23 protein-coding genes are annotated in these 22,009 nt (G+C 59.7%); 12 read left to right on the top strand and 11 right to left on the bottom strand.

The features are described from left to right. Nucleotides 1–18: 18 nt before the first annotated feature. The 3 genes from IEX36_RS10135 to IEX36_RS10125 all read right to left on the bottom strand — a co-directional run bounded on the left by IEX36_RS10135 (nucleotide 19) and on the right by IEX36_RS10125 (nucleotide 2,946). Nucleotides 19–915, bottom strand: coding sequence for an ROK family protein (locus IEX36_RS10135; RefSeq protein WP_188759207.1), 897 nt, complete (start codon nucleotides 913–915; stop codon nucleotides 19–21). A 36-nt stretch (nucleotides 916–951) separates the two neighbouring features. Then, nucleotides 952–2,349, bottom strand: coding sequence for a Si-specific NAD(P)(+) transhydrogenase (gene sthA, locus IEX36_RS10130; RefSeq protein WP_188759206.1), 1,398 nt, complete (start codon nucleotides 2,347–2,349; stop codon nucleotides 952–954). A gap of 228 nt (nucleotides 2,350–2,577) precedes the next feature. Continuing rightward, entirely contained in the window at nucleotides 2,578–2,946 is a 369-nt protein-coding gene (locus tag IEX36_RS10125) for a hypothetical protein (RefSeq protein WP_188759205.1), read from the bottom strand. 141 nt (nucleotides 2,947–3,087) lie between these two features. Between IEX36_RS10125 and IEX36_RS10120 the strand changes: the two genes are divergently transcribed. Beyond that, entirely contained in the window at nucleotides 3,088–3,693 is a 606-nt protein-coding gene (locus tag IEX36_RS10120) for a thiamine phosphate synthase (RefSeq protein WP_188759204.1), read from the top strand. A 279-nt stretch (nucleotides 3,694–3,972) separates the two neighbouring features. Here the strand turns inward: IEX36_RS10120 and IEX36_RS10115 are convergent, their stop codons facing one another. Beyond that, nucleotides 3,973–4,479 (bottom strand): DinB family protein, encoded by a 507-nt coding sequence (locus tag IEX36_RS10115; protein WP_188759203.1) that lies wholly within the window; start codon nucleotides 4,477–4,479, stop codon nucleotides 3,973–3,975. A 167-nt stretch (nucleotides 4,480–4,646) separates the two neighbouring features. Here IEX36_RS10115 and IEX36_RS10110 point away from each other — a divergent pair, with 167 nt between their 5' ends. Both IEX36_RS10110 and IEX36_RS10105 read left to right on the top strand, forming a co-directional pair. Beyond that, a complete protein-coding gene (locus IEX36_RS10110; RefSeq protein ID WP_188759202.1) occupies nucleotides 4,647–5,189 on the top strand; it encodes a hypothetical protein in 543 nt (180 codons plus the stop codon). 101 nt (nucleotides 5,190–5,290) lie between these two features. Further along, a complete protein-coding gene (locus IEX36_RS10105; RefSeq protein WP_188759201.1) occupies nucleotides 5,291–5,755 on the top strand; it encodes a type VI secretion system tube protein Hcp in 465 nt (154 codons plus the stop codon). Nucleotides 5,756–5,758: 3 nt separating this feature from the next. On the opposite strand, the gene IEX36_RS10100 is transcribed toward IEX36_RS10105, so the two are convergent. Next, nucleotides 5,759–6,592 (bottom strand): hypothetical protein, encoded by an 834-nt coding sequence (locus tag IEX36_RS10100; protein WP_188759200.1) that lies wholly within the window; start codon nucleotides 6,590–6,592, stop codon nucleotides 5,759–5,761. 92 nt (nucleotides 6,593–6,684) lie between these two features. Here IEX36_RS10100 and IEX36_RS10095 point away from each other — a divergent pair, with 92 nt between their 5' ends. From IEX36_RS10095 to IEX36_RS10070, 6 genes are all read left to right on the top strand, one after another. Next, nucleotides 6,685–7,266, top strand: a complete 582-nt coding sequence (locus IEX36_RS10095) for a YceD family protein (RefSeq protein ID WP_188759199.1) — start codon at nucleotides 6,685–6,687, stop codon at nucleotides 7,264–7,266. 51 nt (nucleotides 7,267–7,317) lie between these two features. After that, nucleotides 7,318–7,506, top strand: coding sequence for a 50S ribosomal protein L32 (gene rpmF / locus IEX36_RS10090; protein WP_188759198.1), 189 nt, complete (start codon nucleotides 7,318–7,320; stop codon nucleotides 7,504–7,506). Between the two features lie 34 nt (nucleotides 7,507–7,540). Continuing rightward, nucleotides 7,541–8,575, top strand: a complete 1,035-nt coding sequence (gene plsX, locus IEX36_RS10085; RefSeq protein ID WP_188759197.1) for a phosphate acyltransferase PlsX — start codon at nucleotides 7,541–7,543, stop codon at nucleotides 8,573–8,575. Nucleotides 8,576–8,776: 201 nt separating this feature from the next. Then, nucleotides 8,777–10,429, top strand: a complete 1,653-nt coding sequence (locus IEX36_RS10080) for a GH35 family beta-galactosidase (RefSeq protein WP_188759196.1) — start codon at nucleotides 8,777–8,779, stop codon at nucleotides 10,427–10,429. A gap of 485 nt (nucleotides 10,430–10,914) precedes the next feature. Continuing rightward, the gene (locus tag IEX36_RS10075) at nucleotides 10,915–12,123 is read left to right on the top strand and encodes an amidohydrolase family protein (protein ID WP_188759195.1); all 1,209 of its coding nucleotides are present in this window, start codon (nucleotides 10,915–10,917) and stop codon (nucleotides 12,121–12,123) included. Between the two features lie 74 nt (nucleotides 12,124–12,197). Beyond that, nucleotides 12,198–12,731 (top strand): dihydrofolate reductase family protein, encoded by a 534-nt coding sequence (locus IEX36_RS10070; RefSeq protein ID WP_188759194.1) that lies wholly within the window; start codon nucleotides 12,198–12,200, stop codon nucleotides 12,729–12,731. Nucleotides 12,732–12,769: 38 nt separating this feature from the next. Here IEX36_RS10070 and IEX36_RS10065 read toward each other — a convergent pair whose 3' ends face one another. The 4 genes from IEX36_RS10065 to IEX36_RS10050 all read right to left on the bottom strand — a co-directional run bounded on the left by IEX36_RS10065 (nucleotide 12,770) and on the right by IEX36_RS10050 (nucleotide 18,173). Next, complete coding sequence (locus IEX36_RS10065) at nucleotides 12,770–13,588, bottom strand: DoxX-related protein (RefSeq protein WP_188759193.1); 819 nt, start codon at nucleotides 13,586–13,588, stop codon at nucleotides 12,770–12,772. A gap of 353 nt (nucleotides 13,589–13,941) precedes the next feature. After that, nucleotides 13,942–14,436 (bottom strand): cupin domain-containing protein, encoded by a 495-nt coding sequence (locus IEX36_RS10060; protein WP_188759192.1) that lies wholly within the window; start codon nucleotides 14,434–14,436, stop codon nucleotides 13,942–13,944. Nucleotides 14,437–14,543: 107 nt separating this feature from the next. Beyond that, a complete protein-coding gene (alaS, locus tag IEX36_RS10055) occupies nucleotides 14,544–17,219 on the bottom strand; it encodes an alanine--tRNA ligase (protein WP_188759191.1) in 2,676 nt (891 codons plus the stop codon). A 27-nt stretch (nucleotides 17,220–17,246) separates the two neighbouring features. Beyond that, nucleotides 17,247–18,173 (bottom strand): hypothetical protein, encoded by a 927-nt coding sequence (locus IEX36_RS10050; RefSeq protein ID WP_188759190.1) that lies wholly within the window; start codon nucleotides 18,171–18,173, stop codon nucleotides 17,247–17,249. 69 nt (nucleotides 18,174–18,242) lie between these two features. Between IEX36_RS10050 and IEX36_RS10045 the strand changes: the two genes are divergently transcribed. Further along, on the top strand, nucleotides 18,243–18,434 hold the full coding sequence (locus tag IEX36_RS10045; RefSeq protein ID WP_188759189.1) for a hypothetical protein: 192 nt from the start codon (nucleotides 18,243–18,245) through the stop codon (nucleotides 18,432–18,434). On the opposite strand, the gene IEX36_RS10040 is transcribed toward IEX36_RS10045, so the two are convergent. Both IEX36_RS10040 and IEX36_RS10035 read right to left on the bottom strand, forming a co-directional pair. After that, nucleotides 18,431–18,997, bottom strand: a complete 567-nt coding sequence (locus tag IEX36_RS10040; protein WP_188759188.1) for a regulatory protein RecX — start codon at nucleotides 18,995–18,997, stop codon at nucleotides 18,431–18,433. The two genes, IEX36_RS10045 and IEX36_RS10040, sit on opposite strands and share 4 nt — an antisense overlap. Nucleotides 18,998–19,107: 110 nt before the next feature. Further along, nucleotides 19,108–20,517 (bottom strand): sensor histidine kinase, encoded by a 1,410-nt coding sequence (locus IEX36_RS10035; protein ID WP_188759187.1) that lies wholly within the window; start codon nucleotides 20,515–20,517, stop codon nucleotides 19,108–19,110. A gap of 55 nt (nucleotides 20,518–20,572) precedes the next feature. On the opposite strand from IEX36_RS10035, the gene IEX36_RS10030 reads away from it, so the two are divergent. Then, entirely contained in the window at nucleotides 20,573–21,493 is a 921-nt protein-coding gene (locus IEX36_RS10030; RefSeq protein ID WP_229668857.1) for a LolA-like protein, read from the top strand. Nucleotides 21,494–21,579: 86 nt separating this feature from the next. Further along, nucleotides 21,580–21,846, top strand: coding sequence for a hypothetical protein (locus IEX36_RS10025; RefSeq protein ID WP_188759186.1), 267 nt, complete (start codon nucleotides 21,580–21,582; stop codon nucleotides 21,844–21,846). Nucleotides 21,847–22,009 lie beyond the last annotated feature (163 nt).

Raw genomic sequence — 22,009 nt, 5'->3', positions numbered from 1 at the left:
AATCCTCCGGCGAGTGCCTTAAATCCCCGCCGCCTGCTCCGCCGTCACCGCCGCGCCAATCACCCGCATCTCCGGCACATCGTCCACCGCTTCCAGCGAGTAGCTTTGCAGCGGACTCATCTTCACCATCTCCTGCATATAGAGCCGCAGCATCGTGATGTCGAGAAAGTGTAGATTCGGCCCCGTCAAATAAACCTTGCTTGGCCCGCTCATATGAATCGAAGTCGCCGTCGCTGCCGCCAACGCGCGATGCCACAGCCGCTTGAACTCAACGCAGCGCGGATCGCCCTTCTTCGCGCCAGCAAACACCTCTTCCGGCTCCATGTCGAGAAACCGCAGCCGCATCGCGCGATGCCCCATGATGCCTTCAAGATGTCCGTGCCCACCGCATCCGCAGTAGCGCTCCTTCTCGTCGAGCGTCACCACCGTATGTCCACCCTCCCACGGTCCCGGAGCAAACGGATACCGCCCATACCCAATCCCATTGCCCAGCGTCCAGACCCGAATCATGCTGTCCAGCTTGCCATGCGCCGAAGCCAGCCCCGCTGCCATGCCATCGGCATCGTTCAGCACCGTCACGGGAGCGTCAATCCCGCGCGCCTTCAACTGTGCCGACAGCAGGTCTCGCATCCGCGCGCCCTTCAACTGCGGCAGATTCGGCGACTCTTCCACCACGCCATCCTTTACCAGTCCCGGCAGCGCCAGTCCTACAGCTGCAATGTCCTTCGCGCCACCTGCCACCATCCCGGCAAGCTCCGCAATTTTGTCCACCAGCGCCTCGGTGTGCAGCTCGATCAGTGCATCATCCTCATCGTGGTTCTCCGGAAAACGGCGCACCGGCCCCGCCAGCTTGTGGTCTATCACAAGCCCCACCGCAATCCGCTCCGATAAATTCACACCAATCGTCTTCGCCATCGACAGCCCTTGCCCTTTCCCGTGCATGCGCGCCCGCTAATCGAGCTTGCTTACACGGTTCAGCCCATTGAATGCGGCCACTTTGTAACACTCCGCCAGCGTTGGATAGTTGAACACCGTATCCACGAAGTAGTCCAGCTTGCCGCCCAGCGCCATCACCGCCTGGCCAATGTGCAGCAGCTCGCTCGCTCCTTCGCCAATAATGTGCACGCCCAGAATCGAGTGGTCCTTGCGATGAAAGATCAGCTTCAGCCGCCCCGTCGTGTCGCCGCGAATCTGCCCGCGCGCAATCTCGCGATAGTACGCCACGCCCACCTCGTACGGCACGTCCTCTTCCGTCAACTGCTCCTCGGTCTTGCCAATAAAACTGATCTCCGGAATCGTATAAATCCCATACGGATACAGCCCCGGATTCGACAGCATCTGCTCATCGCCAAACGCCCGCGCCGCCGCCACGCGACCCTGCTCCATCGAAACCGAAGCCAGCGAAGGAAACCCAATCACATCGCCCACCGCGAAGATCGTCGGCACCTTCGTGCGAAAGTCCTTGTCCACCGGAATGCGCCCGCGCGAGTCGGCATCAATCCCCACAGCCGCCAGGTTCAACTCATCCACATTCCCCTGCCGCCCAACCGCATACAGCAGCGCATCGCCCTGCACTTTTTTCTTACTCTCCAGATTGGCCACAACCGACCCATCCGGCATCTCCTCCACCGACTCGACCTCTTCATTCAGCCGCATCGTCACCCGCGAATCGCGCAGGTGATAGCTCAGTGCCTCCACAATCTCCTGATCGGCAAACTCCAGCAGCCGCGGACGCTTCTCAATCAGCGTCACCCGCACACCCAGCGCAGCAAACATGCACGTATACTCCACGCCAATCACACCGCCGCCCACCACAATCATCGTCTTCGGCAGGTTTACCAGGTCCAGCACCAGATCGCTATTAATAATGCTGTGCCCATTGATCGGCACCTTCGGCGACGACGCCGGCTTGGTCCCCGTGCCAATCAGCACATTCTTCGTCTCATACACCGACGAGCCGCGCGAGTTCGTCACCTTGATATGCGTCGCGTCCTCAAAGCTCGCCACGCCCACCAGCATGTCAATGTTGTTGCGCGAAAGCTGCGCGTCAGTCACATCGATCTCGGTCTTGATCACATGCTGCACCCGAAACGCCAGGTCCGCCATCGTGATCTTTTCTTTCACCCGATAGTTCATCCCATAGATCGACTTGTAGTTGTATCCCGAAAGATGCAGCACCGCCTCGCGCATCGTCTTCGAAGGAATCGTGCCCGTATTGATGCACGCTCCACCCACCACCTCGCGCATCTCCACCAGGGCAACTTTCTTGCCCAGCTTGGCGGCATAGATGGCCGCCCTCTGCCCGGCAGGCCCGCTGCCAATAACGATCAGATCGTAAACGCTACTCATATCTTCAATGGCTCACAAAACGACACCATCCCACGACGGCGCAGATGGTCATTCCCGTTATCGGCCCTGTCAGTCCCCGTCGTGAGGAGGCCGCTTATCGACCACGCCGCCGAATCTCTGCACAAGCGAAACTACCACAAGGATATTACGCCTTCCGCTTTGCAGCGATTTGAGGCGGCGAAAGAACAAGTACACCGAAAATGGGAGACGTTGTCGCTGCGCCACGAATCAGTCGTAGAACATCGCTGTCTCAATCCCAGTCGCCCAGGCCCGAATGGCTTCGCGCTCGTTTTCCGGCAGGGATTCCCAATCTTCCTTCGGAATGATCTCGCTCCGGCCTCTTTTAGCATGCGGCCCGGACACAATACCCCATCCCTCTCTGGTAGTTCGTGGGTCCTTCCGGCCCACCGCAAACCACCACTCCAGAAAGCTCTTGTACTTAATATCGGAATCTGGAATCAGGCAGAGGGGTCGTCCCGCAATCAAGCCATACCCCAGCGGAGGATCGAACATCTGCTGCGCGAGGATGAGTTGATGAATCCGCTCAACTCTGGCAGCATCCTCTTCACTCAGAGGGAAAATATCATCGTCATCCATCCTGCAAGTCTACTGCTACGCGGGTGAGTCTCCTGGTGCCCATCCATCGCGTTTTTGCGATGGGTGGGAATGTACAACTCTGCCCAGCCTGATTTTGGCGCTCCCATCCACCGAATCTTCCGCTGGTCCTAAACTCAAAAGATGATGCACCGCTACGCCATCACCAGTCGAGCACTCTTCTCAGGCGACGAATCCGAAAAGCAGGCCGCGCTCATCACCCAATGCGCCCGCTGGTCCCGCGAAGGCACCGACTTCATCCAGCTCCGCGAAAAAGATCTTCCCGCAGCCGCACAATCCCAGCTCGCACGAGACATCCTCCAAACCATCGCCGGAAGCAAAACCAAACTCCTCATCAACACCCGCGCCGACGTAGCCCTCGCCACCGCCGCCCACGGAGTCCACCTCACCGCCGCACCCGGAGAACTCACACCCACGCAGGTCCGTCAGCTTTACGCAACAGCCAACGCACCAGAGCCAATCATCACCATCTCCTGCCACACCATCGAAGAAGTCCGCCGCGCCATCCAGCACAAGCCGTCCGCAATCCTCTTCGCGCCAGTCTTCGGCAAAAAGATAGCGGGCGAAGCCGACCTCCCAGCCGCAGGTCTCGACAAGCTCCGCGAAGCCTGCATCGCCGCAGCCCCAATCCCGGTCTACGCGCTAGGCGGCATCACCCACGAAAACACTCCATCCTGCATGAAAGCCGGAGCGGCAGGTATCGCCGCCATCCGCCTATTTCTGGGGTGATTCACTGTCCTTTCGAGGGTTCCGGTTTGCCGCAGACATCGCAAAGATGCCTAGTAGCCCACACAGGACAGCGAGGCATAGGTCGCCCATCTCAGCAGACAGCCGATTCGCCCCCGTGAAGCTCCGGATGGCCCATCCTTTTCCTTTGTCCCCATCCAGGCAGGCCATGCCGCCGATGAAGAACAGCAGCCACGCGGCACCTTGCAGAAAGTTCTTCCAGATGGATTTCTTCGCGGCCATAAGTGGGTGCCAGAATAGCACCCACTATCTTACTGCCCGCTAAAACCGCTCATCCGCCGAAGGCCCATACAGCGCCGGGACCAGCCCTTCATTCAGCCTGAGATACACCGTCAACTGCCCGCGATGGTGCGCCCAGTGATTGATCACGCCCGTACGAATATTTTTGTACCGCGGCAGATTGCTCACCTCATATCCATGCGCAAGCAGCCGCCAGTTCGTCATCAGGTGCTCATCGGTCGTGCTCTTCAGCGCAGCCTCGGCCTTGGCAAGATTCTCATCGAACTGCGCCAGCAGCTCCGCGCGCGTCGTCCACTCCTTCGGCTTGTCTTTGTTCTCGCCCACAGGAGCGAAGTCCAGCTCATCGCGATTGATCATCGCGTCAATCCACCCCGGCATCGACGCCACCAGCGAAGCCAGATACCCCAGCGGCATCGACTTCTCATGCGGCTTCCAGTCATTCCGTCCCTCAGGCACGCGCTCCAGCGTCTTTCGCGTTCCCGCCGCTTCCTGCTTCAGCTCATCCAGAAACATCTCCGTCATCTTCATCGCTGTTCATCCTCCATGCCGATTCGATTCGCCCACGACCTGAAAGTATCCTCTCCCTGCTGACACCCTCCTGTCAGCAGCCTTCACCGGCACGTTTAAATCCCGTTGCTCAGGAATCCAGTATGATGTTGCGGCCGGGCCCTGAACCCATTTCCGAGGACCATGACATGATCCGACTCACCCTCGCCACAGCCTTTCTCGCCGTAGCCACCGCTGCGCTGCCAGCCCAAACCACACCGCAAACAGCCCCGGCCCAGGCTCCAGCAGCCGCAACAGCAGCGGCCCAACCCAACCTCTCCGGCGCCTGGAAACTCAACGTCGCGAAGAGCGACTTTGGCCAGGTTCCGCCGCCCAACAGCGAACTCGAGATCATTCAGCAGACCGCCACTGCCATCACCATCGCCGCCGCCAACGACAGTGACGACACCGGCAAGCAGATCTACATCCTGCCCATCCCCATCGCCGCAACTGAAGCATCCACGCCCGCCGGAAACTTCTCCACCACCGACGATTTCAAAATCCTTAGCTCAAAAGCCCAGTGGCAAGGAGCAACCCTCGTCGTCGACCAGAAGATGAACTACAAGGGCTCCAACGGCACCGTCCACTCCGTCTACTCGCTCTCCGCCGACGGCAAAACCCTCACGCGCCAGACGCACTACTCTCTCGACCTCGGCGAGTTTGATGTCACATACATCTTCGACAAGCAATAAACCGGCATCCCACTGCATCTAAACATCAGCGGCCTTCAGCGGCTCCCTGACAAAGAGCCAAAAGGCCGCTTCATCGTTTCGTCCGAAGCAAGGCAGACCAAATGACACTCCAGTTCTTCGCCACAGTCACCGGCAGCATTCAAGGCGCATTCAAAGGCGAAACCCTCTCCACCAAGCTCGCCAACAAGATTCCCGGCGTAGCCCTCAGCTACAGCGTCCTCGAACCCGAAGGCGCAGCCACCACGAAATGCCAGCAGCGGCCCGTCCTCTTCACCAAGCTCTGGGGAGCGTCCTCACCGCAGTTCTACCAGGCCGCCTACACGGGCGAAGTCCTCACCTCGGTCCTCTTCGAGTTCTTCCTGCCACTCTCTGACGGCAGCCAATCCCTCGACCACACCATCCTGCTCTCCAACGCGACCGTCTCCCTCTCGCGTCAATCCGTCCACGCCGGCCAGCACGACGGCCCCCTCATCGACACCCGCTACCTCCACGAGATCGGCTTCCGCTTCGAGAAAATCGAGATCACCAGCCTCACCGCCCACACCGAAGCCCACGGCCAGTGGTAGTGACTACTGCTTTGTTAGATCAGATCCGCCGCTTTTGTTGGCACACTGACCGCCGGAAACGGTGAACATTACAGGATTGATCTCCGTTTCACTCATGTCTGTAAACGGTCCATAGAAAGTCAAATTTGACCCATCGTCCATAACAAAACCCATGGTGACGAAGTTTCCAGCGATCTCATTCAGATATAGGCTGCCTGTGGTCGTACCCTGTTTGAAGCATGATGATCCCTGCACCGAAATAGTTCCGCTCAATGGATATCGAGTACGTGTGCTCCCGTTCGTCGATTGAATCGTCTGCGGGATATCCTCGGAGATCTGCACACTCGCGCTGACGCCAGAACCAAGCTGCACGCCGCTAATCGCTCCGGCATAGGTTCCAGCGACCGGCGCAAAGGGAACTGCTGTGAACGTCTCTGTCTGGTTCAAACTGCAGCCGGACGCCGCGGCAAGATTGATCGTATAAGTTCCGTTCCACGAACTGCTGTTGTTCACCGGAACAGTCCCATCAATCGTGACCTGAACGGTGTCGGCTACTGGCTCTGTCACATGAAATGTGCCATCAGGCGCAAGCGTGCCGGTAAATGCCAGAGAGTATCCTCCAATGAGCGGTGTGCCCGATTGGCATTGAATTTCTAAGAAGCCACCGCCTGTTATTTGATTGCCATTGACTGTCAGAGTTGTCGATAGCGGCGGATGTTTGAGCTGTGAATCTGCAACCAGATTCCAATTTCCATTCAATCCCGCACCCGAAACTGGCGCAGTAGCGGTCCCGCACGAAGTCAGCCCGACCAGCATCAGGCAAACCGAGGTACACAGTAACTTACGGTCCAAATTCATAGTCAGGTGTCGTAGGCAGCCATCTTAGCATTGCCGCAGCTCTCCACAGTTCAGCATTTGACCCCCACCCTCAACCTGCATACCCTTAAAAAGTGCTTATCACCCCCATCCAACTAGTCGAAGAGCCGCTCCACTTCGACGAGACCATCGCCCCCGGCGCGCTCGACTACGCTCCAGACGTCCGCCAGATCACCCCACTCCCCATCAAAGGCCAGGCCGACCTCGTCGTCGAGCACCACGGCGCCGACCCCTTCACCCGCGGCGCCGCCCACGATGTCAACGACATCCGCCTCCGCGCCCACTTCGCCGCCGGGTTCGAGGTCCAGTGCGGTCGTTGCCTTGAGCCCGTCCAGGTTCCCGTCGAGGGCGACTTCGATCTCATCTTCCGCCCCAACTCCGCCGAAACCTACTCCGGCGAGCACGCCATTACCCCCGACGAGACCGAAATCGGTTATTATCAAGACAGCGGTCTTTTGCTCGAGGATGTGGTGCGCGAGCAGGTGTTGCTCTCCCTGCCCAGCCGTATTCTCTGCAAACCAGACTGCCAGGGGCTTTGCCCGCGCTGTGGTCAGAACCTGAATCAAGCGAAATGTTCCTGCTCGTCGGTCCCCGACGATCCACGCTGGAATGCGCTTGCCGGTCTGGCCGAAAAGCTCGAGCCGAAGCACAAATAAGGTTTTGCCGCGCCAGCACCATTCGGCGGCGGCCATCGAAAGGGAACAGCAATGCCTAATCCAAAACGGCGTCACTCCAAGCAGCGCACCGCAAAGCGCCGCAGCCACGACTTCCTCACCCCGACCGGCACCTCCGAGTGCCCGAACTGCCACGAGCGCAAGCTCCCGCACCGCGCCTGCAAGAAGTGCGGCGAGTACAAGGGCCGCTCCGTCATCGCCACCAAAGAAGCCGTAGCTTAACACTCACAACCCCAAACCCTGCTACGATTCGCTGATGCCGATTGACATCGTTGTAGACGCGATGGGTTCCGACAAGGCCCCCGAACCAGAGGTTCGCGGGGCTGTTCTTGCTGCCCGCCAGTACGACGTCCGCGTCCACCTCGTCGGCCCCGAAGACAAGATCCGTCCTCTGCTCCGCCAAGCCCTCCGCGGCCAGCGCCTGCCCGTCTTCATCGTCCCCGCCAGCGAGTGGATCACCATGGACGACAAGGCCGCCCAGGCCGTCCGCGCCAAGCGCGACTCTTCCATGCGCGTCGGCCTCCGCATGGTGCGCGAAGGCCTCGTCTCCGGCTCGACCCACGGTCCCGGCAAGGCCGCCGCGTTCTTCACCGCAGGCAACACCGGAGCGGCCATGGCCACGGCCAAGATGGTGCTCGGCATGCTCGGCGGAGTGCATCGCCCTGCGCTCGCCACCATCATGCCCACCTCGCGCGGCGTCCCCTCGCTGCTGCTCGACGTCGGCGCCAACGTAGACTGCGACCCCGACAATCTGGTCCAGTTCGCCGTCATGGGCAACATCTACGCAAAGAACGTCCTGCACATCAACACCCCACGCGTCGGCCTGCTCTCCATCGGCGAAGAGGACTCCAAAGGCAACTCGCTCACCCGCGACACGCTCCCCATGCTCCGCGCCCTTCAAGGCATCAACTTCATCGGCAACGTCGAAGGCCGCGACCTCTTCAACGGCCACTCCGACGTGACCGTCTGCGACGGCTTCGTCGGCAACGTCGCCATCAAATCGATCGAAGGCTGCGCCCACCTGATGAGCCAGTCCCTGCGCGAATCGCTCAAATCCACCGTCACCTCGCAGGTCGGCGCGCTGCTCTCCCGCCGCGCCTTCGCCGACTTCAAAAAGCGTCTCGACTACTCCGAGTACGGCGGCGCACCACTGCTAGGCGTGCGCGGAGTCTGCATCGTAGGTCACGGCTCCTCAAACGAACGCGCCATCATGAACGGCATCCGCGTAGCCGCCGAATTCGCCCAGGCCGAAGTCAACTCCGCCATCGAATCCACCCTCCAATCCGCCTGAAGGCACAGGTGTATCGTGCCCCAAAGCACGCCATCCGACAGAGATAGCACAGGTGTATCGCGCCCCAAAATTCACGTCATCTCGACCGGAGCAGCGCGGTAGTATCGCGCTGCGCAGTGGAGAGACCCCCGCATTTCGCTTTTGCTGTTGCTTGTTTTCTCGACCCACCCAGCACCCACGAGTGATACATTGGTCAGCGTCATGAAAACCTCTGCAAACGTTTTCTCAATCGCCATCCTTGCAGCAACTCTCGCTCTGCCCGGCGCGCGATCCCAGACGACCGCCTCCATCCCCCATCTCGAAAAGCGCGGAGCCACCACGCAACTCATCGTCGACGGCCACCCCATGCTCATGATCGCCGGCGAGCTCTACAACTCCAGCTCCTCCAGCCTCGACTACATGAAGCCCGAGTGGAAGCAGCTCGCCGACATGGGCATCAACACCGTCCTCACGCCCGTCTCCTGGGAGCTCGTCGAGCCCGAAGAGGGCCGCTACGACTTCACGCTCGTCGACGGCCTCATCGCACAAGCCCGCGAGCAGCACGTCCACATCGTCTTTCTCTGGCTCGCCGCGTGGAAGAACGGCGTCTCCAGCTACCCGCCCGTCTGGGTCAAGCGCGACACCCAACGTTTTCCGCGCGTCATCATCGACGGCCGCCCCACCACCACGCTCAGCACCTTCTCGTCCGCCCTGCGCGAGGCCGACGCCAAAGCCTTCCACGCGCTCATGGAGCATCTCCGCACCGTCGACACCGACCACACCGTCCTCATGATGCAGGTCGAAAACGAAGTCGGCGTCCTCGGAGCCTCGCGTGACCACTCGCCCGCCGCCGAGCAGGCATTCGCCGGCCAGGTCCCCGAGCAGTTGATGAGCTACCTCACCACGCACAAAGCCTCGCTCAACGACGAGCTCCGCACCCTCTGGGACGCCAACGGCGCCAAAACCCGCGGCACCTGGACCGAGGTCTTCGGCGACAGCGCCCGCGCCGACGAGATCTTCATGGCCTGGCACTACGCCCGCTACCTCCAGGCCATCGCAGCCGCCGGCAAAAGCGCCTACCCGCTGCCCATGTATAACAACACCTGGCTCGGCGGCGGCGACACGCCTCCCGGCAACTACCCCAGCGGCGGCTCGCAGCCCCGCGTCATCGACATCTGGAAGGCCGCCGGCAACTCGCTCGACATGCAGTGCCCCGACCTCTACGCCTCCGACTTCTCCGGCTGGACCAGCCGCTACCACCGCCCCGACAACCCGCTCTTTATCCCGGAAACCAACGGCGGCAGCACCGGCGCAGCCAACGTCTTCTACGCCTTCGGTGAGCAGGCTTCCCTCGGCTTCTCTCCCTTCGCCATCGACGCCGGAATGCACGGCGACACCTGGCCCGGGCTCAGCCTCGAAAAGATCACACAGGGAAGAGACGAACTCGCCGCCAGCTATCACGCAATCGCCCAGATCGAACCCTTCATCCTCACCGGCCAGCAATCCGGCGACATCCACGGCTTCGTGCTCAGCCAGGACCACCCCATGGTTGACTTCGTCATGCACGGCCTCACCGTCCACGTCAGCCTCGACCAGATCTTCGGCAACGGCGCAAAGAGCGGCTACGGCCTCATCCTCGAAGAAAGCCCCGGCCACTTCCTCGGAGCAGGCAAGGGCTTCCGCGTCTCCTTCACGCCTCGCGACACCAAAGCCCCCGAGGTCGGCATCGCCTCCATCGACGAAGGCCGCTTCGACAACGGAACATGGATCGCAGGCCGCCGCCTCAACGGCGACGAAAGCGACCAGGGCGGCTACTGGCGCTTCGACCAGCGCGAAGTCCACATCGAACGCGTCGTCCTCTACGAGTACAAATAATCACCGCACACACGGATGCGGGTGCCCCACAGCCTGCCCTGAGCCTGTCGAAGGGTCTCGCTTTGAGACGTGGGGTTTTTCGTTGAAGGGCAATTCTCTCGAAGCACACGATTCGTCCGCGCCCAATACCTTGCCGCCCATCCGCACGTCTCAAGCCAATCCCTTGCCCCGTTTGTGGGATTTAATTCCAAAGCAATCAGCGTAATGTGATTCCTGAAGAGTCTCGTTTTGCTGGTCATTCCTGAGCGCTGTCCGGAAGCACGGACACAGAGCAGCTAAAGACCAGGGAGGCAGCATGCTTACGTTCACTGTAGGAATTCTGATTGCTGTAGTGGTTCTCTTTGGTTTTGGTTTCATCGCGACGGCTTCCATCGGATGGTTCTTCAAATACCGAAAACCACAAGACTAGCGATCAGCGAAAACATCTCGATAAGATTCGCGCCGCTCAGGGAACATATATCAATCCAGGCCCGTAAGATTAGCGCATGAGAGCTGTTCTTTTCCTGCTGATATCTGCGCTGATGATCACTTCGGGCGCATCACGTCTCGCTGCACAAAATCTGGCCATTGCAGACGCAACCGTCTACACCTCGCCTCATGCGCCTGCGCTTCACCACGCGACCGTCGTAATCCACGATGGAACAATCACTGCTGTCGGCCAGCACGTGCATGTGCCACAGGGAGCGGACACACTGCAATGCAATGGTTGCGTAGTACTGGCTGGCTTCTGGAATGCTCATGTGCATTTCATGGAGCCGAAGTGGGACGACGCTGCCCATCAGCCCGCGGAGAAGCTCGAAGGCCAGCTTCAAGCAATGCTGACGCACTCCGGCTTCACCACCGTCGTCGATTGCGGATCGGACGGAGAAAACACCATTGCTCTCCGCCGCCGTATCGAAAGCGGCGAAATCGCGGGACCAAAGATCTACACCGCAGGCGTGCCCATCTTTCCTGCGCACGCACTCCCCTATTACCTCGACGGCATCCCCGTTGCCTTGCGATCCAAACTAGGCCAGCCCGAAACTCCCGCCGAAGCGGCGGCCTTCGTGGATAAGAACGTTGCCTTGGGCACCGATATCACGAAGCTCTTCACCGGCTCGATCGTGAAACCCGATCAGATCACTCCCATGGCCCTGCCCATAGCGCGAGCCGCAGCCGAAGAGGCACACCGCCACGGCCAACTTGTCTTTGCCCACCCGTCCAACTTGGAGGGGACGCGCGTCGCGGTAGAAGCTGGCGTGGATGTGCTCGCACACGCTCCCGAGGCAACCCGCGGCATCGACGAGCCGTTCCTGCGCAAAATGGTTGCGCAGCATATGACAATGATTCCGACGCTGAAACTCTTCTCACAAGACAAGACCATTGCCCAGATCCGCGACCTGGTGAACCAATTTCACACCATGGGAGGACGGCTGGTCTACGGCACGGACACCGGCTTCTTGCCCGACTACGACCAGAGCGAAGAATTCCGCCAGTTGAGCCAGGCCGGCCTCGGTTTTCGCGAAGTCCTCGCCATGTTGACGACTGCTCCCGCCGAATTGTTTAAAGTAGCCAGCAATCAAGGCAAAGTCGCACCCGGCATGCGCGGCGATCTTACGGTGCTAACGGAAGACCCCGCGTCAGGCGATCCCATTGCGTTTACGAAAGTGCTCTACACAATTCGCGGCGGCAGAGTCAACTTCCGAGCGCAATAAGCCAGGATCGTCCAACTCGCCGCGCAACGTCGGCTTAAGCTATTCAGAAGAGCCCGGCGTGGAGGTCTTGTAGCATGGCGAAGCTCGTGTATGAATTGAACCAGTCCCTGGACGGATACGTCGACCACCAGAAAATGGGACCACCCCGTCCCGCGCTCTTTCGTCATTTCATCCAGCGGGTGCGCGGCTTGACCGGCATGATATACGGTCGCGGCATGTATGAAGTCATGCGTTATTGGGACGATGACCTTCCGGATTGGGATGCGGAGGAACGCGACTACGCTGCGGCATGGCGAGCCCAGCCGAAGTGGGTTGTGTCACGCTCCCTGAAGTCTGTCGGTCCCAACGCCACACTCGTCGAAGGCGACGTGGAGGCGGCGATACGCGGGCTGAAGATTCAGCATGACGGGGAGATTGAAGTTGCCGGACCAGTCTTGGCAGGAAGCCTGACCGGCCTTGGTCTTATTGACGAGTATCGAATCTACCTCCACCCCGTCGTGCTCGGTCATGGCAGGCCATTCTTCACCGGCCCTCGGCCGCCGCTTCACCTGGTCGCCAGCGATCGAATTGTCGAGGACGTGATCAGGCTGACATACGTTCCTGCGTAATCGTGCGACTCGTCCGACGGACTGCGCCGGCTCATCGCCTAAACCAAATCCCGTACAGGCTCCCGGGCACTACGCTTTACCCCAATATTCACCGCCACAATCAAGGCCGCCGCACCAATCACCCACGTAATCAAAAACGCCGTAAAGGGAAACCGGAACCCCGCAGGCGATCCAACCAGCTTCGGCACAGAAGCAAACCACGTATCCGGACCCCACACCAGAAACGCAAAGATCGCCAGCATCGCCGTTTCGATAAAGGCCGCCTTCCGCGCCAGCACATTCGCCAGCAATCCCAGCCCACAGGCCATCTGCCCAATGCCGGTGATATAAGCCCAGCTTATCCGCGAGGGCAGCCACGCCGGAACCAGGCTGGCCGTGATCTGCGCATAAACCAGGTGTGAAAGTCCGATAGGAAGCAACGCCGCTCCCATCAGGATCGTCGCCGCGCGCACTCCGCGCTCACCCGTGATGTACCTGAAAAAACCACGACTCTCCACTTCCGAGAAGCGCGCAAACAGCACCCACCCGCCAGCCAGCAGTACCGCAGTCTCGCCAAACCCAAGCCAGACGCCCAGAATCTTCGGGGCCGCAATCAGCGCAGGAACCTTCAGGCACTGCCACACAATCAGAAAAGGGAAGAGCACACGCACAGCGATGCGGAACGTCGGACGAAACACCAGCAGAACACTGAGCGCCATCATGAAGAGCCCGCAGGCCACGGCAACCATTCCGCGACCGGCAAACGCCGGAACTGGCTGCCACGTATACGCAAAGTCCCGAGACACAACCGAGACGACACCCATGGCGAAGATTCCGGCCGCCAGAAGATACACTGCAAGCTGCTGACCACGAACCATTGCACTCTCCATTTTCGTTTCGCGGCAATTCTATAGCAGAGGTAAAGCGTTTGAGCACGAAATAGAAGACAAAACCGCTGTCAAGCCCCCAAACTGCTGAAAAGCCCCGTAACCATCACAAACAAAACAGGATATTTTTCAGGAAAACCTGGCGGTTTAGTTTCTCCCACCCCGCTAAAATAGAGAGATAGAACACAAGAAGGCCCCGGAAGAACTCCGGGGCTTTTGCACGCCTAAACCATTTCTTCAGAAGACTTTACCTTCAAGCCCAATCAAATGAAGACTTTGCCAAATCTCGCGCAGCCTAAACCATTTCAATCGAAGACTTAGCAATTAAAGACGGGGGAGGGGGGTCACTCCTCGTACAGCGCCACCCCATACTTCTCCCCAACGGTCCCCAGCAGCTCGAGATCCGGAGCGGTGGGCTTCGTCGGACGGGTCGCGGCAGTCGGCATCCCCAGCTCCAGGAAGTACCCCTCCATCGACCCCGGGGCGACCACCGTCTGGAAGCTCGAAACCTCCTTCGCCACATTCCGGTACCCGTGCGGCACGTTCGGCGGCATGTGTACCATGTCCCCCGCCGAGGCCCGAAAGACCGAAACCTGCCCATCCCGCACCGCGTGGAACTCGAACTCCCCATCAAGAATCTGGAACGTCTCCGCAGCCGCGTGACTGTGCATCAGCACCTTCGCCCGGCCCGGAGGCACGGCAGCCTCAAGGATCGCGTAAGCCCCCTCCGTCTCAGCACTGCGCACCTGAAAGGTGATGAGAGACCCAAAGAGGTCGAGAGTCAGGCTGGATTCAGGCGTGACCGGTTCATGCTCAGCGTGGTCATGGGGAGTCGCCATCCGTCAGAGTCCCTTCCGTGGACGTAAGTTCCAAGTTTAGAGTGTGGTACACGCAACCCGGTTGTCCACCAGGAAAAGAACTCACACCACGGGTGGAACCCCAGCGATTACTTGAGCCACTCCTCCACCACACCAGCCGCCTTGGCCAGAGTCCCATCGAGAGCGCCGGCGTCCGATCCGCCGGCCTCGGCCAGATCAGGCCGCCCACCGCCCTTACCGCCCACCAGCGCCGCAAGCTGCCCAACCACTTTCCCCGCCTGGACTCGCGAGGTCAGGTCCTTAGTCACCCCCACGATCAGCGACACCTTGCCATCCACCGCCGCGCCCAGCACGACGACGCCCGAGCCGAGCTTGCCGCGAAGCTGGTCCACCAGCTCCCGCATCTGCGCCTTCTCGATCCCATCCACCCGCTGCGCCAGCACCTTCACGCCCTTCACCTCAACGGCCGAGGAAGCCGCATCGGCCACAGACGAAGAAGCAGCCTTCATCCGGACAGCATCCAGCTCGCGCCGCAGCTTCTTCATCTCCTCGTCCTGTGCGGCGAGCCTGTGCCGAAGCGCGTCCGCCGGAGCTGCGTCGGTCGCGCCAACCACCTGCCCAACGACGCGCGTCACATCAAACCCGCGCCGGAACTCACTCAGCGCGCCCGTGCCCGAGACCGCCTCGACACGCCGTACACCGCTCGAAACCGAGCTTTCGCCAACCAGCTTCAGCAACCCGATCTCGCCGGTAGCAGCCGTATGTGTGCCGCCGCAGAGCTCAGTCGAAAAATCGCCAATCTTCACCACGCGGACGCGGTCGCCATACTTCTCGCCAAACAGCGCCATCGCGCCCAGCTCGTTCACGGCAACATCGATCGGAACATCGACCAGCGTCTCGACTTTGGTATTGCCCATCACCTCGCGGTTCACGATGTCTTCAATGTCCTGCAACTCCTCATCAGCCACAGCGGAGAAGTGCGAAAAATCGAAGCGCAGCCGCGAAGCATCGTTCAGCGAACCAGCCTGCTTCACATGCGTCCCGAGAGTCTGCCGAAGCGCCGCATGGAGCAGGTGCGTTCCGGTGTGATTCCGCTCGGTCGCGCGCCGGTTCACAGCATCGACGACGGTATCGACCGTATCGCCAACCGCAAGCGTCTGGCGCGCCACAACCTTATGCGCAAAGACGCCCTGCACCGGCTTGGTCGCGCCGCGCACCTCGGCCACGACGGAGTTGTGATCGCCCGAATACAGCCAGCCGATGTCGCCAACCTGGCCGCCCGAGTCCGCATAGAAGCTCGTCGCGTCCAGCACAACCTCGCCCTCGTCGCCAGCCTTCAGCTCAGGCACGCCGACGCCGTCTTTCACCAGCGCAAGAACGCGAGCGCCATCCACCCGCAGCGCGGAGTAGCCTTCAAACTCCGTCTTCGGCAACTCACGATAGACAGGAGCCGCAGTCTTCTGCGAACCACCCTTCCACGAAGCGCGAGCACGGGTCTGTTCTTCAGCACGTGCTTGCTCGAAGCCTTCCATGTCGAAAGCGACGCCTGCGTCACGCGCTGCATCGACCATGAAGTCGAGCGGCATGCCGAAGGTTTCATATAGGTGAAACGCAGCCGCTCCAGATCGCAGCGTTTCTTCGGTCATCTGCCGCAAGCCTAGCTCCAGCGTGCGTGCAAACTGCTGTTCTTCGGCGAGCACAACCTTCGCCACGCGATCAGCGGTCTCCTTCAGTTCGGGATAAGCCGCAGCCATCTCATCGCGCACGGCGTAGACCATCTCGTGCATGAACGGCTTCTCCTGCCCGAGCAGCCGACCGTGCCGAATCCCGCGCCGCATGATCTTACGCAGCACGTAGCCGCGTCCTTCGTTGGCAGGAAGCACGCCGTCGGAGATGAGGAACGTGGCCGCGCGCGAGTGGTCCGCGATAATGCGCAGAGAAGCTCGCGAACGCTCGTCGATCTCGTGGTCTGCTTCCACTTTGTGCCTGGTCAGCTCTTCGGCGCGCTTGATGAGAGGAGTGAACAGGTCGGTCTCAAAGTTCGAGAGCACGCCCTGCAGCACGCAGGCGATGCGCTCAAGCCCCATTCCAGTGTCAATCGAAGGCTTCGGCAGCGGAGTCAGCACACCGTCACTTGAGCGGTCGAACTGCATGAACACGAGGTTCCAGATCTCGACATACCGCGCATCATCTTCACCAAACAGCTTATCGACGGACGGATCTTCACCAGCAGCCTGACCGAGATCGTAATAAATCTCCGAGCACGGCCCGCAAGGCCCGGTGTCGCCCATGGCCCAGAAGTTGTCCTTAGCGCCCATCTCGAAGATGCGCTCTTTGGGCACCCCCACGTCGAGCCAGAACTGGTACGCCTCGGCGTCGCGCGGCACCTTCGCATCGCCCTCGAAGATGGTCACGTACATCTTCTTCGTATCGATGCCGAACCAGTCCGGCGAAGTAAGCAACTCCCACGCGTAGGCGATGGCGTCTTTTTTGAAGTAGTCGCCGAAGCTGAAGTTGCCCAGCATCTCGAAGAAGGTGTGATGGCGGCGAGTGAAGCCGACGTTTTCGAGGTCATTGTGCTTGCCGCCCGCGCGGACGCACTTCTGCGAGGTAGTTGCGCGCGAGTAGTCACGCTTCTCCGCACCAAGGAAGACGTCCTTAAACTGGTTCATGCCCGCGTTGGTGAACAGCAGCGTGGGATCGTTCGCCGGCACCAGCGAAGAAGAGTGCACCCTCCGGTGTCCCTTGCCTTCAAAAAAACGCAGAAAATCTTCCCGAATCTGGTTGCCTGAACGATTGATCATAGATGGTTCAAGTTTATCAGCGACAGCTCAGTGACCGCCTACTCCGGGGCGCCATGTGATTCCTTCGAGGCGCAGCAGCGGCTTGCGTGTGGCACGAAGAGCTGAAAACTCTTCACGCACCTGAACCATCTCCATCGCGCAGACCAGCGCGTCGAATGCATCTTCGCTGGCGTAAGCCTTCGCCAGCACGTTGCGCGAGAGCGTTGCATAAGCCACGTCGTTTCTCCGCTTCGCCGCAAGATAGGACTTGCGTGCAATTGCGTTGCTCTTGGCGACCGCTCCCGTCAGAAGGCGCGTATACATCTCGACCAGCAGCGGCGCGGGCTTCTTCGCTCCGATTGCGGAGTGCTCAAATGGCCAGACGCGAAAGCCCGCTTCGTGCAGCCTCAGCAGAAACGGCATTGCGCGGAGAGAGCCAGTACCTACGCTGCCGCTGCCGCCGATCTGAAACGGCGACTTCGGCGTGATGCCTTTTACTTTTGCTGCGCGCTCGGGATCGCCTGTGAGCATCTTCGGGGTGATCTTGTTATCCATGTCGGTGAAGCGCATCGAGCGCGCAAGCCCTTCGCCGCAGAACTGTGCTGGCCGTTTGTGCGGCGCGCCCCAGAAACGTTCATCGCGGGCGACTTCCTTGCATTCCCGTGCGAGCCATCGCTCGCCTTGGCCTGCGGAGGCGAAGCGCCAGAAGTCAAACACGGTTGCGCATTGGTGCTCTTCAAGAAACCACGCCGGAAAGCTGAAGCAGCAGTCCACGCCGACGACCATGCGCGGAGTCTCGCGTGCCATCTCGATCAGCCATGCGGCCAACTCATCGCGCGTGCGACCTGATTCGAGCGCCACTCGCCCGGTTGAAGCCGTCCATACCCCTGCCCAGATCTTTTTGCGCTGGCCTGATCCCTTATCGCCTGACCAATCGACCGCGACCACCCTTTGTAAGTCATTCGACGGCATCATCTTGAATCATCCCACCGACGCCGGAACTTTTCATCTTCGTGCGGCGTATCTTGCAGTGGAGACGAATCGATGCTCAAACTCCTGCTCTTCTGTCTGTTGTTGCTTTTTTGTTGGCCACTTGCGATTGCTGCGCTTCTGCTGTATCCACTCATCTGGCTGGTATTGCTGCCGTTCCGGCTGGTGGGGGTCGTCGTTGGTGGAACGTTTGAATTGATTGCCGCGCTCTTTTATCTGCCCGCGCGGCTTGTGCGAGCGATTTAAACAGAGCTATCGGGCCCGCTGTCCTCAAGGGATTCTTCCACGGCAACCTCGTCAACCTCAATGTCCCATTCGCGCAGGACTTTGTAGATGGCCCCCGCTGAGAAGCCTGCCCGCTGTAACCGGCCCATTACGCGGGCAGTCTCCTTTTGACGGTTCTCGTCGCTTGGCTGCTTGATCCGTTTGCGCGCGATGTATTCGCGGGCAAGCGCGGCCTCGTCCACGTCTTCGTAGACCGATTCGATCGTCTTTGCGATGAGGTCTTTGTGGACGCCTTTTTGCATCAGGTCCTGCTGGACTCGGCGGCGGCCGTACTTCTCGTTCTCTTTACGCAGGCGCGTGTAATCGGCGGCAAAGCGCGTGTCGGAGAGGTACTGCCGTTCTTTCAGACGCGCCACCACGCGGTCCATGTCGCGTTCGCCAGCCTCGCCCGCTTGGGCGCGTGTCTTCATCAGGCGCTTGAGGTCGCGCACGGTACGCATCTTGCGCGCCAGTGTGGCGACGGCATACTCGAACAAGGCGTCTTCGCCGAGGGGTTGCTTACTCTTTCGGGAGGTGAACGCCATCAGTGTGTCCCTGCCATCTGCTCTTGGAATCTGCGATTTGAGCAGCAATGCATCCGATATCTCATCGCGCAAGTCTACGAGGCTGAGGGCGCGAGCGCCAGTGCCTGATCTTAAGCTACTTCGCGTGCAGGATGCGAGGCGCTGCCAACGGGCAGCTCTACCATGACAGCTGCTCCGTGAGGGTGCAGGTTGAAGGCGCTGATCTCACCGCCGTGCTCGCGAACAATGCCGTGACAGAGGCTCAGCCCAATCTTCGCGCCTTCGCCCGCCTCCACGTCAGCGCCGGTGTAGAACGGATCGAAGACCCGCGCGGGTTCGCGGAAACCAGGTCCGGTGTCGCTGATGATCAGGTGCAACGTGCGCTCATCGCAGTTGACCGTCACTCGAATTAGGTGTGCCTCGCTGTCATCGTCTAGTGGCGAAGCGACGCCGAGTTCCATAGCCTTGCCCACTGCCTGGGCTGCATTGTTCAAGAGATGCTCCATGACCTGTCGCAGCCGCTCCTTATTGCCGCGAATGATCGGAACCGCGTCTGCTGTTTCGACAACCAGCCGGATTCCGCGTCGCTCAAGTTTTTCCGAGCACACGACAGACAACTCATCGAGTAGAGATGGTATCTCGACTAACTCGTCACCGCCAGCAATGGGCTGCCAGTAGTTGGAAAGGCTGTCTACGGTCTCGCGCATTCGTCGGGCTTCTCGTGCAATCATCTGGGCATCTTCGCGCACGCGCGGCTCTTGTGTGGTGTCGGCAATCAGCTCGGCGAAACCCAGCACCGAGGTCAACGGATTGCCCAGGGCATGGGCGACGCCTCCTGCAAGCAGGCCGAGTCCTGCCAGCTTCTCCGCCTTGAGCAGACGCTCAGCCAACGCCGCGTTCTCTATGGCCCGTGCCAGTTTGGCTGCGAGTGCTTCGATGTTTGCCATTGCTTCGACCACAGCGCTTCGTCGTACGCTCAACAGGCCATCGGCGCAGACAACCAGCGCACCTAGAATTCGACCGCTGGAGCCCCACATGGGGGTGAAGACTGCGCGTCCACAGCCTGTGTCTTCGGCACCTTTGCCCAGCACGATAGCAAAGCTGTTCGGCGTAATACGCATACCGAATTCGTAGGTCCCGTGATTTGCAGTCTGGCCGCGCTCAACTTCCATCAACGATTCACACCAGGCATCCAGCGCTTGTGCGGTTTGTTCGTCCAGACCTTTGCTATCTTCGGTTTGCAGACGACCTGTAGCGCCGCGAACAAGCATTGCAGCGCGGGAAAACGCACTCTTTTCGGCCACCATGCGGCATACTCGGTGTGCCAAGCCTCGCATCTCTCCTTCGTCAGGAATGCGGGTATCTAGCCGGGTGTAGGCTTCTAACTCTTCATGCAGTCGTGTTTTCTGCCGTTGCCGGGCATCCTGAACGCCGGCCTTGCGTCGCGCAATCCATGCCGATCCAGCCAGACAGGCGACTGCCCCAGGCCAGAGCCAGCGCACGGCCGCAGGCCAGGCTTCAAGATACGGCGATGCCCACATCACCAAACCTCCACAAATAGCGTCTATCCTTGGTTAGGATGCTTCGCGACGCATAATGAGCTTGCGTCATCTTGAACGGGAGTTCCATGCGATGAAAAACCTCTCCACTCGGTTTACTCCAGCTTCTTTGCCTGGTCTTGTTGTGGTATCGGCGGTCGTGGTGTTTCTGCTTGCATCTGTCGCAAATCCATACGCTTCCGCACAGGAGGGTTTTGGTCCGATTGACGCCACCCTGCCCGCTGGGCTGACTTCACAGCAGATCGTCGACAAGTTTGCGGCGCGCGAGAGCGTCTTCGATGTGGCACGCCGCAACTACACGTGGCAGCGGTCAGTAAAGGTGGACACTATCAACGACGACACCAATAAGGTGGATGGCGAGTATTACGAGGTCACAGACATCGTCTTCGGTGAAGATGGCAAACGTGCAGAACACGTGGTTTTTGCGCCACAAAATACACTCCAGCGTGTCATGATGTCGCCAGCGGACTTCCAGGACATCGAGCACCGATTGCCCTTCATTTTGACCACCGAAGATCTACCCCAGTACGACATTACTTACGTTGGCCGCCAACATGTGGACGAGATCGACACATACGTCTTCGATGCCAAGCCCAAAGTCATTGAGAAAAACCATCGTTACTTCCAAGGCCGCGTTTGGGTCGACCAGCAAGACTTCCAGATTGTGCTTGTTAACGGGAAAAATGTTCCTGACGATCTGCGTAAGGGGCACGAAGATCTCTCACCACCGTTCACGACCTACTACGGCCAGGTCGATGGCAAGTACTGGTTTCCTATCTATACCAAAGCAGAGGGCATTCTCCATTTTGGACTAGAGGGTGGTGGAGATGTGCATCTTCGTAGCGTCGTCAAGTACACCGACTACAAGCAGTTCCACACTTCATCTCGCATCATCTACAACGGACAGGACATCACCAACAACAAAACGCCGGATGATTCAGGCAAGCAGACGAAGTAGTTACGACCAAAGCGCGTTGCGCACGCCCTGAGGAGTTCAATTTCTGCCGCTATCTGTGATAGCTTCAGCGGCAGGAGAGATGCGGGATGTCTTACAGCGAGAACTACGAATGTGATGTGTGTGGCGACCAAAAGGGCGAAGAAGGAGATTGGTGGCTGGCCTGGGTGGATTGCTTTCAGGGATCGAAGCCAGAAGACAATCAACCGTTAATTAAGCTGACCCGGTGGGAACCGCACCAGGCTCGGACTGACGGAGTGAAGCATCTATGCGGCGCGCGCTGCGCGGGGATGCTGCTCGATCGCTGGATGAATGAGCAACACGCTGACCCGGACGCGCACTGCGAGACGAAGTAATTGAAGAAAAGTATGAGGAAATTTCGCCGGTAAGGGGTATCGGCGGGAGTAACCGGCGTTGTTTTCACAGGAGGGGTGTTCATGCGACCTCTTAAACTTGGGTTGTGCAGAGCCTGATGAAGAGAACGTGGAATTGGTCTGGATGTGGGGTTTGCGCGGCAGT

The organism is Edaphobacter acidisoli, assembly GCF_014642855.1.
Taxonomy (GTDB): Bacteria; Acidobacteriota; Terriglobia; order Terriglobales; family Acidobacteriaceae; genus Edaphobacter; species Edaphobacter acidisoli.
This window is presented reverse-complemented; position numbering and strand designations above follow the sequence as displayed.

Bases quoted from the DNA above. Each gene is read 5' to 3' on its own strand.
- rpmF (WP_188759198.1), top strand. From the start codon at position 7,318: ATGCCTAATCCAAAACGGCGTCACTCCAAGCAGCGCACCGCAAAGCGC.
- IEX36_RS10035 (WP_188759187.1), bottom strand. From the start codon at position 20,517: ATGTGGGCATCGCCGTATCTTGAAGCCTGGCCTGCGGCCGTGCGCTGG.
- IEX36_RS10135 (WP_188759207.1), bottom strand. From the start codon at position 915: ATGGCGAAGACGATTGGTGTGAATTTATCGGAGCGGATTGCGGTGGGG.
- IEX36_RS10125 (WP_188759205.1), bottom strand. From the start codon at position 2,946: ATGGATGACGATGATATTTTCCCTCTGAGTGAAGAGGATGCTGCCAGA.
- IEX36_RS10065 (WP_188759193.1), bottom strand. From the start codon at position 13,588: ATGGTTCGTGGTCAGCAGCTTGCAGTGTATCTTCTGGCGGCCGGAATC.
- IEX36_RS10050 (WP_188759190.1), bottom strand. From the start codon at position 18,173: ATGATGCCGTCGAATGACTTACAAAGGGTGGTCGCGGTCGATTGGTCA.
- IEX36_RS10040 (WP_188759188.1), bottom strand. From the start codon at position 18,997: ATGGCGTTCACCTCCCGAAAGAGTAAGCAACCCCTCGGCGAAGACGCC.
- IEX36_RS10060 (WP_188759192.1), bottom strand. From the start codon at position 14,436: ATGGCGACTCCCCATGACCACGCTGAGCATGAACCGGTCACGCCTGAA.
- IEX36_RS10080 (WP_188759196.1), top strand. From the start codon at position 8,777: ATGAAAACCTCTGCAAACGTTTTCTCAATCGCCATCCTTGCAGCAACT.
- plsX (WP_188759197.1), top strand. From the start codon at position 7,541: ATGCCGATTGACATCGTTGTAGACGCGATGGGTTCCGACAAGGCCCCC.
- sthA (WP_188759206.1), bottom strand. From the start codon at position 2,349: ATGAGTAGCGTTTACGATCTGATCGTTATTGGCAGCGGGCCTGCCGGG.
- IEX36_RS10115 (WP_188759203.1), bottom strand. From the start codon at position 4,479: ATGAAGATGACGGAGATGTTTCTGGATGAGCTGAAGCAGGAAGCGGCG.
- IEX36_RS10110 (WP_188759202.1), top strand. From the start codon at position 4,647: ATGATCCGACTCACCCTCGCCACAGCCTTTCTCGCCGTAGCCACCGCT.
- IEX36_RS10120 (WP_188759204.1), top strand. From the start codon at position 3,088: ATGATGCACCGCTACGCCATCACCAGTCGAGCACTCTTCTCAGGCGAC.
- IEX36_RS10100 (WP_188759200.1), bottom strand. From the start codon at position 6,592: ATGAATTTGGACCGTAAGTTACTGTGTACCTCGGTTTGCCTGATGCTG.
- alaS (WP_188759191.1), bottom strand. From the start codon at position 17,219: ATGATCAATCGTTCAGGCAACCAGATTCGGGAAGATTTTCTGCGTTTT.
- IEX36_RS10045 (WP_188759189.1), top strand. From the start codon at position 18,243: ATGCTCAAACTCCTGCTCTTCTGTCTGTTGTTGCTTTTTTGTTGGCCA.
- IEX36_RS10105 (WP_188759201.1), top strand. From the start codon at position 5,291: ATGACACTCCAGTTCTTCGCCACAGTCACCGGCAGCATTCAAGGCGCA.
- IEX36_RS10075 (WP_188759195.1), top strand. From the start codon at position 10,915: ATGAGAGCTGTTCTTTTCCTGCTGATATCTGCGCTGATGATCACTTCG.
- IEX36_RS10030 (WP_229668857.1), top strand. From the start codon at position 20,573: ATGAGCTTGCGTCATCTTGAACGGGAGTTCCATGCGATGAAAAACCTC.
- IEX36_RS10025 (WP_188759186.1), top strand. From the start codon at position 21,580: ATGTCTTACAGCGAGAACTACGAATGTGATGTGTGTGGCGACCAAAAG.
- IEX36_RS10070 (WP_188759194.1), top strand. From the start codon at position 12,198: ATGGCGAAGCTCGTGTATGAATTGAACCAGTCCCTGGACGGATACGTC.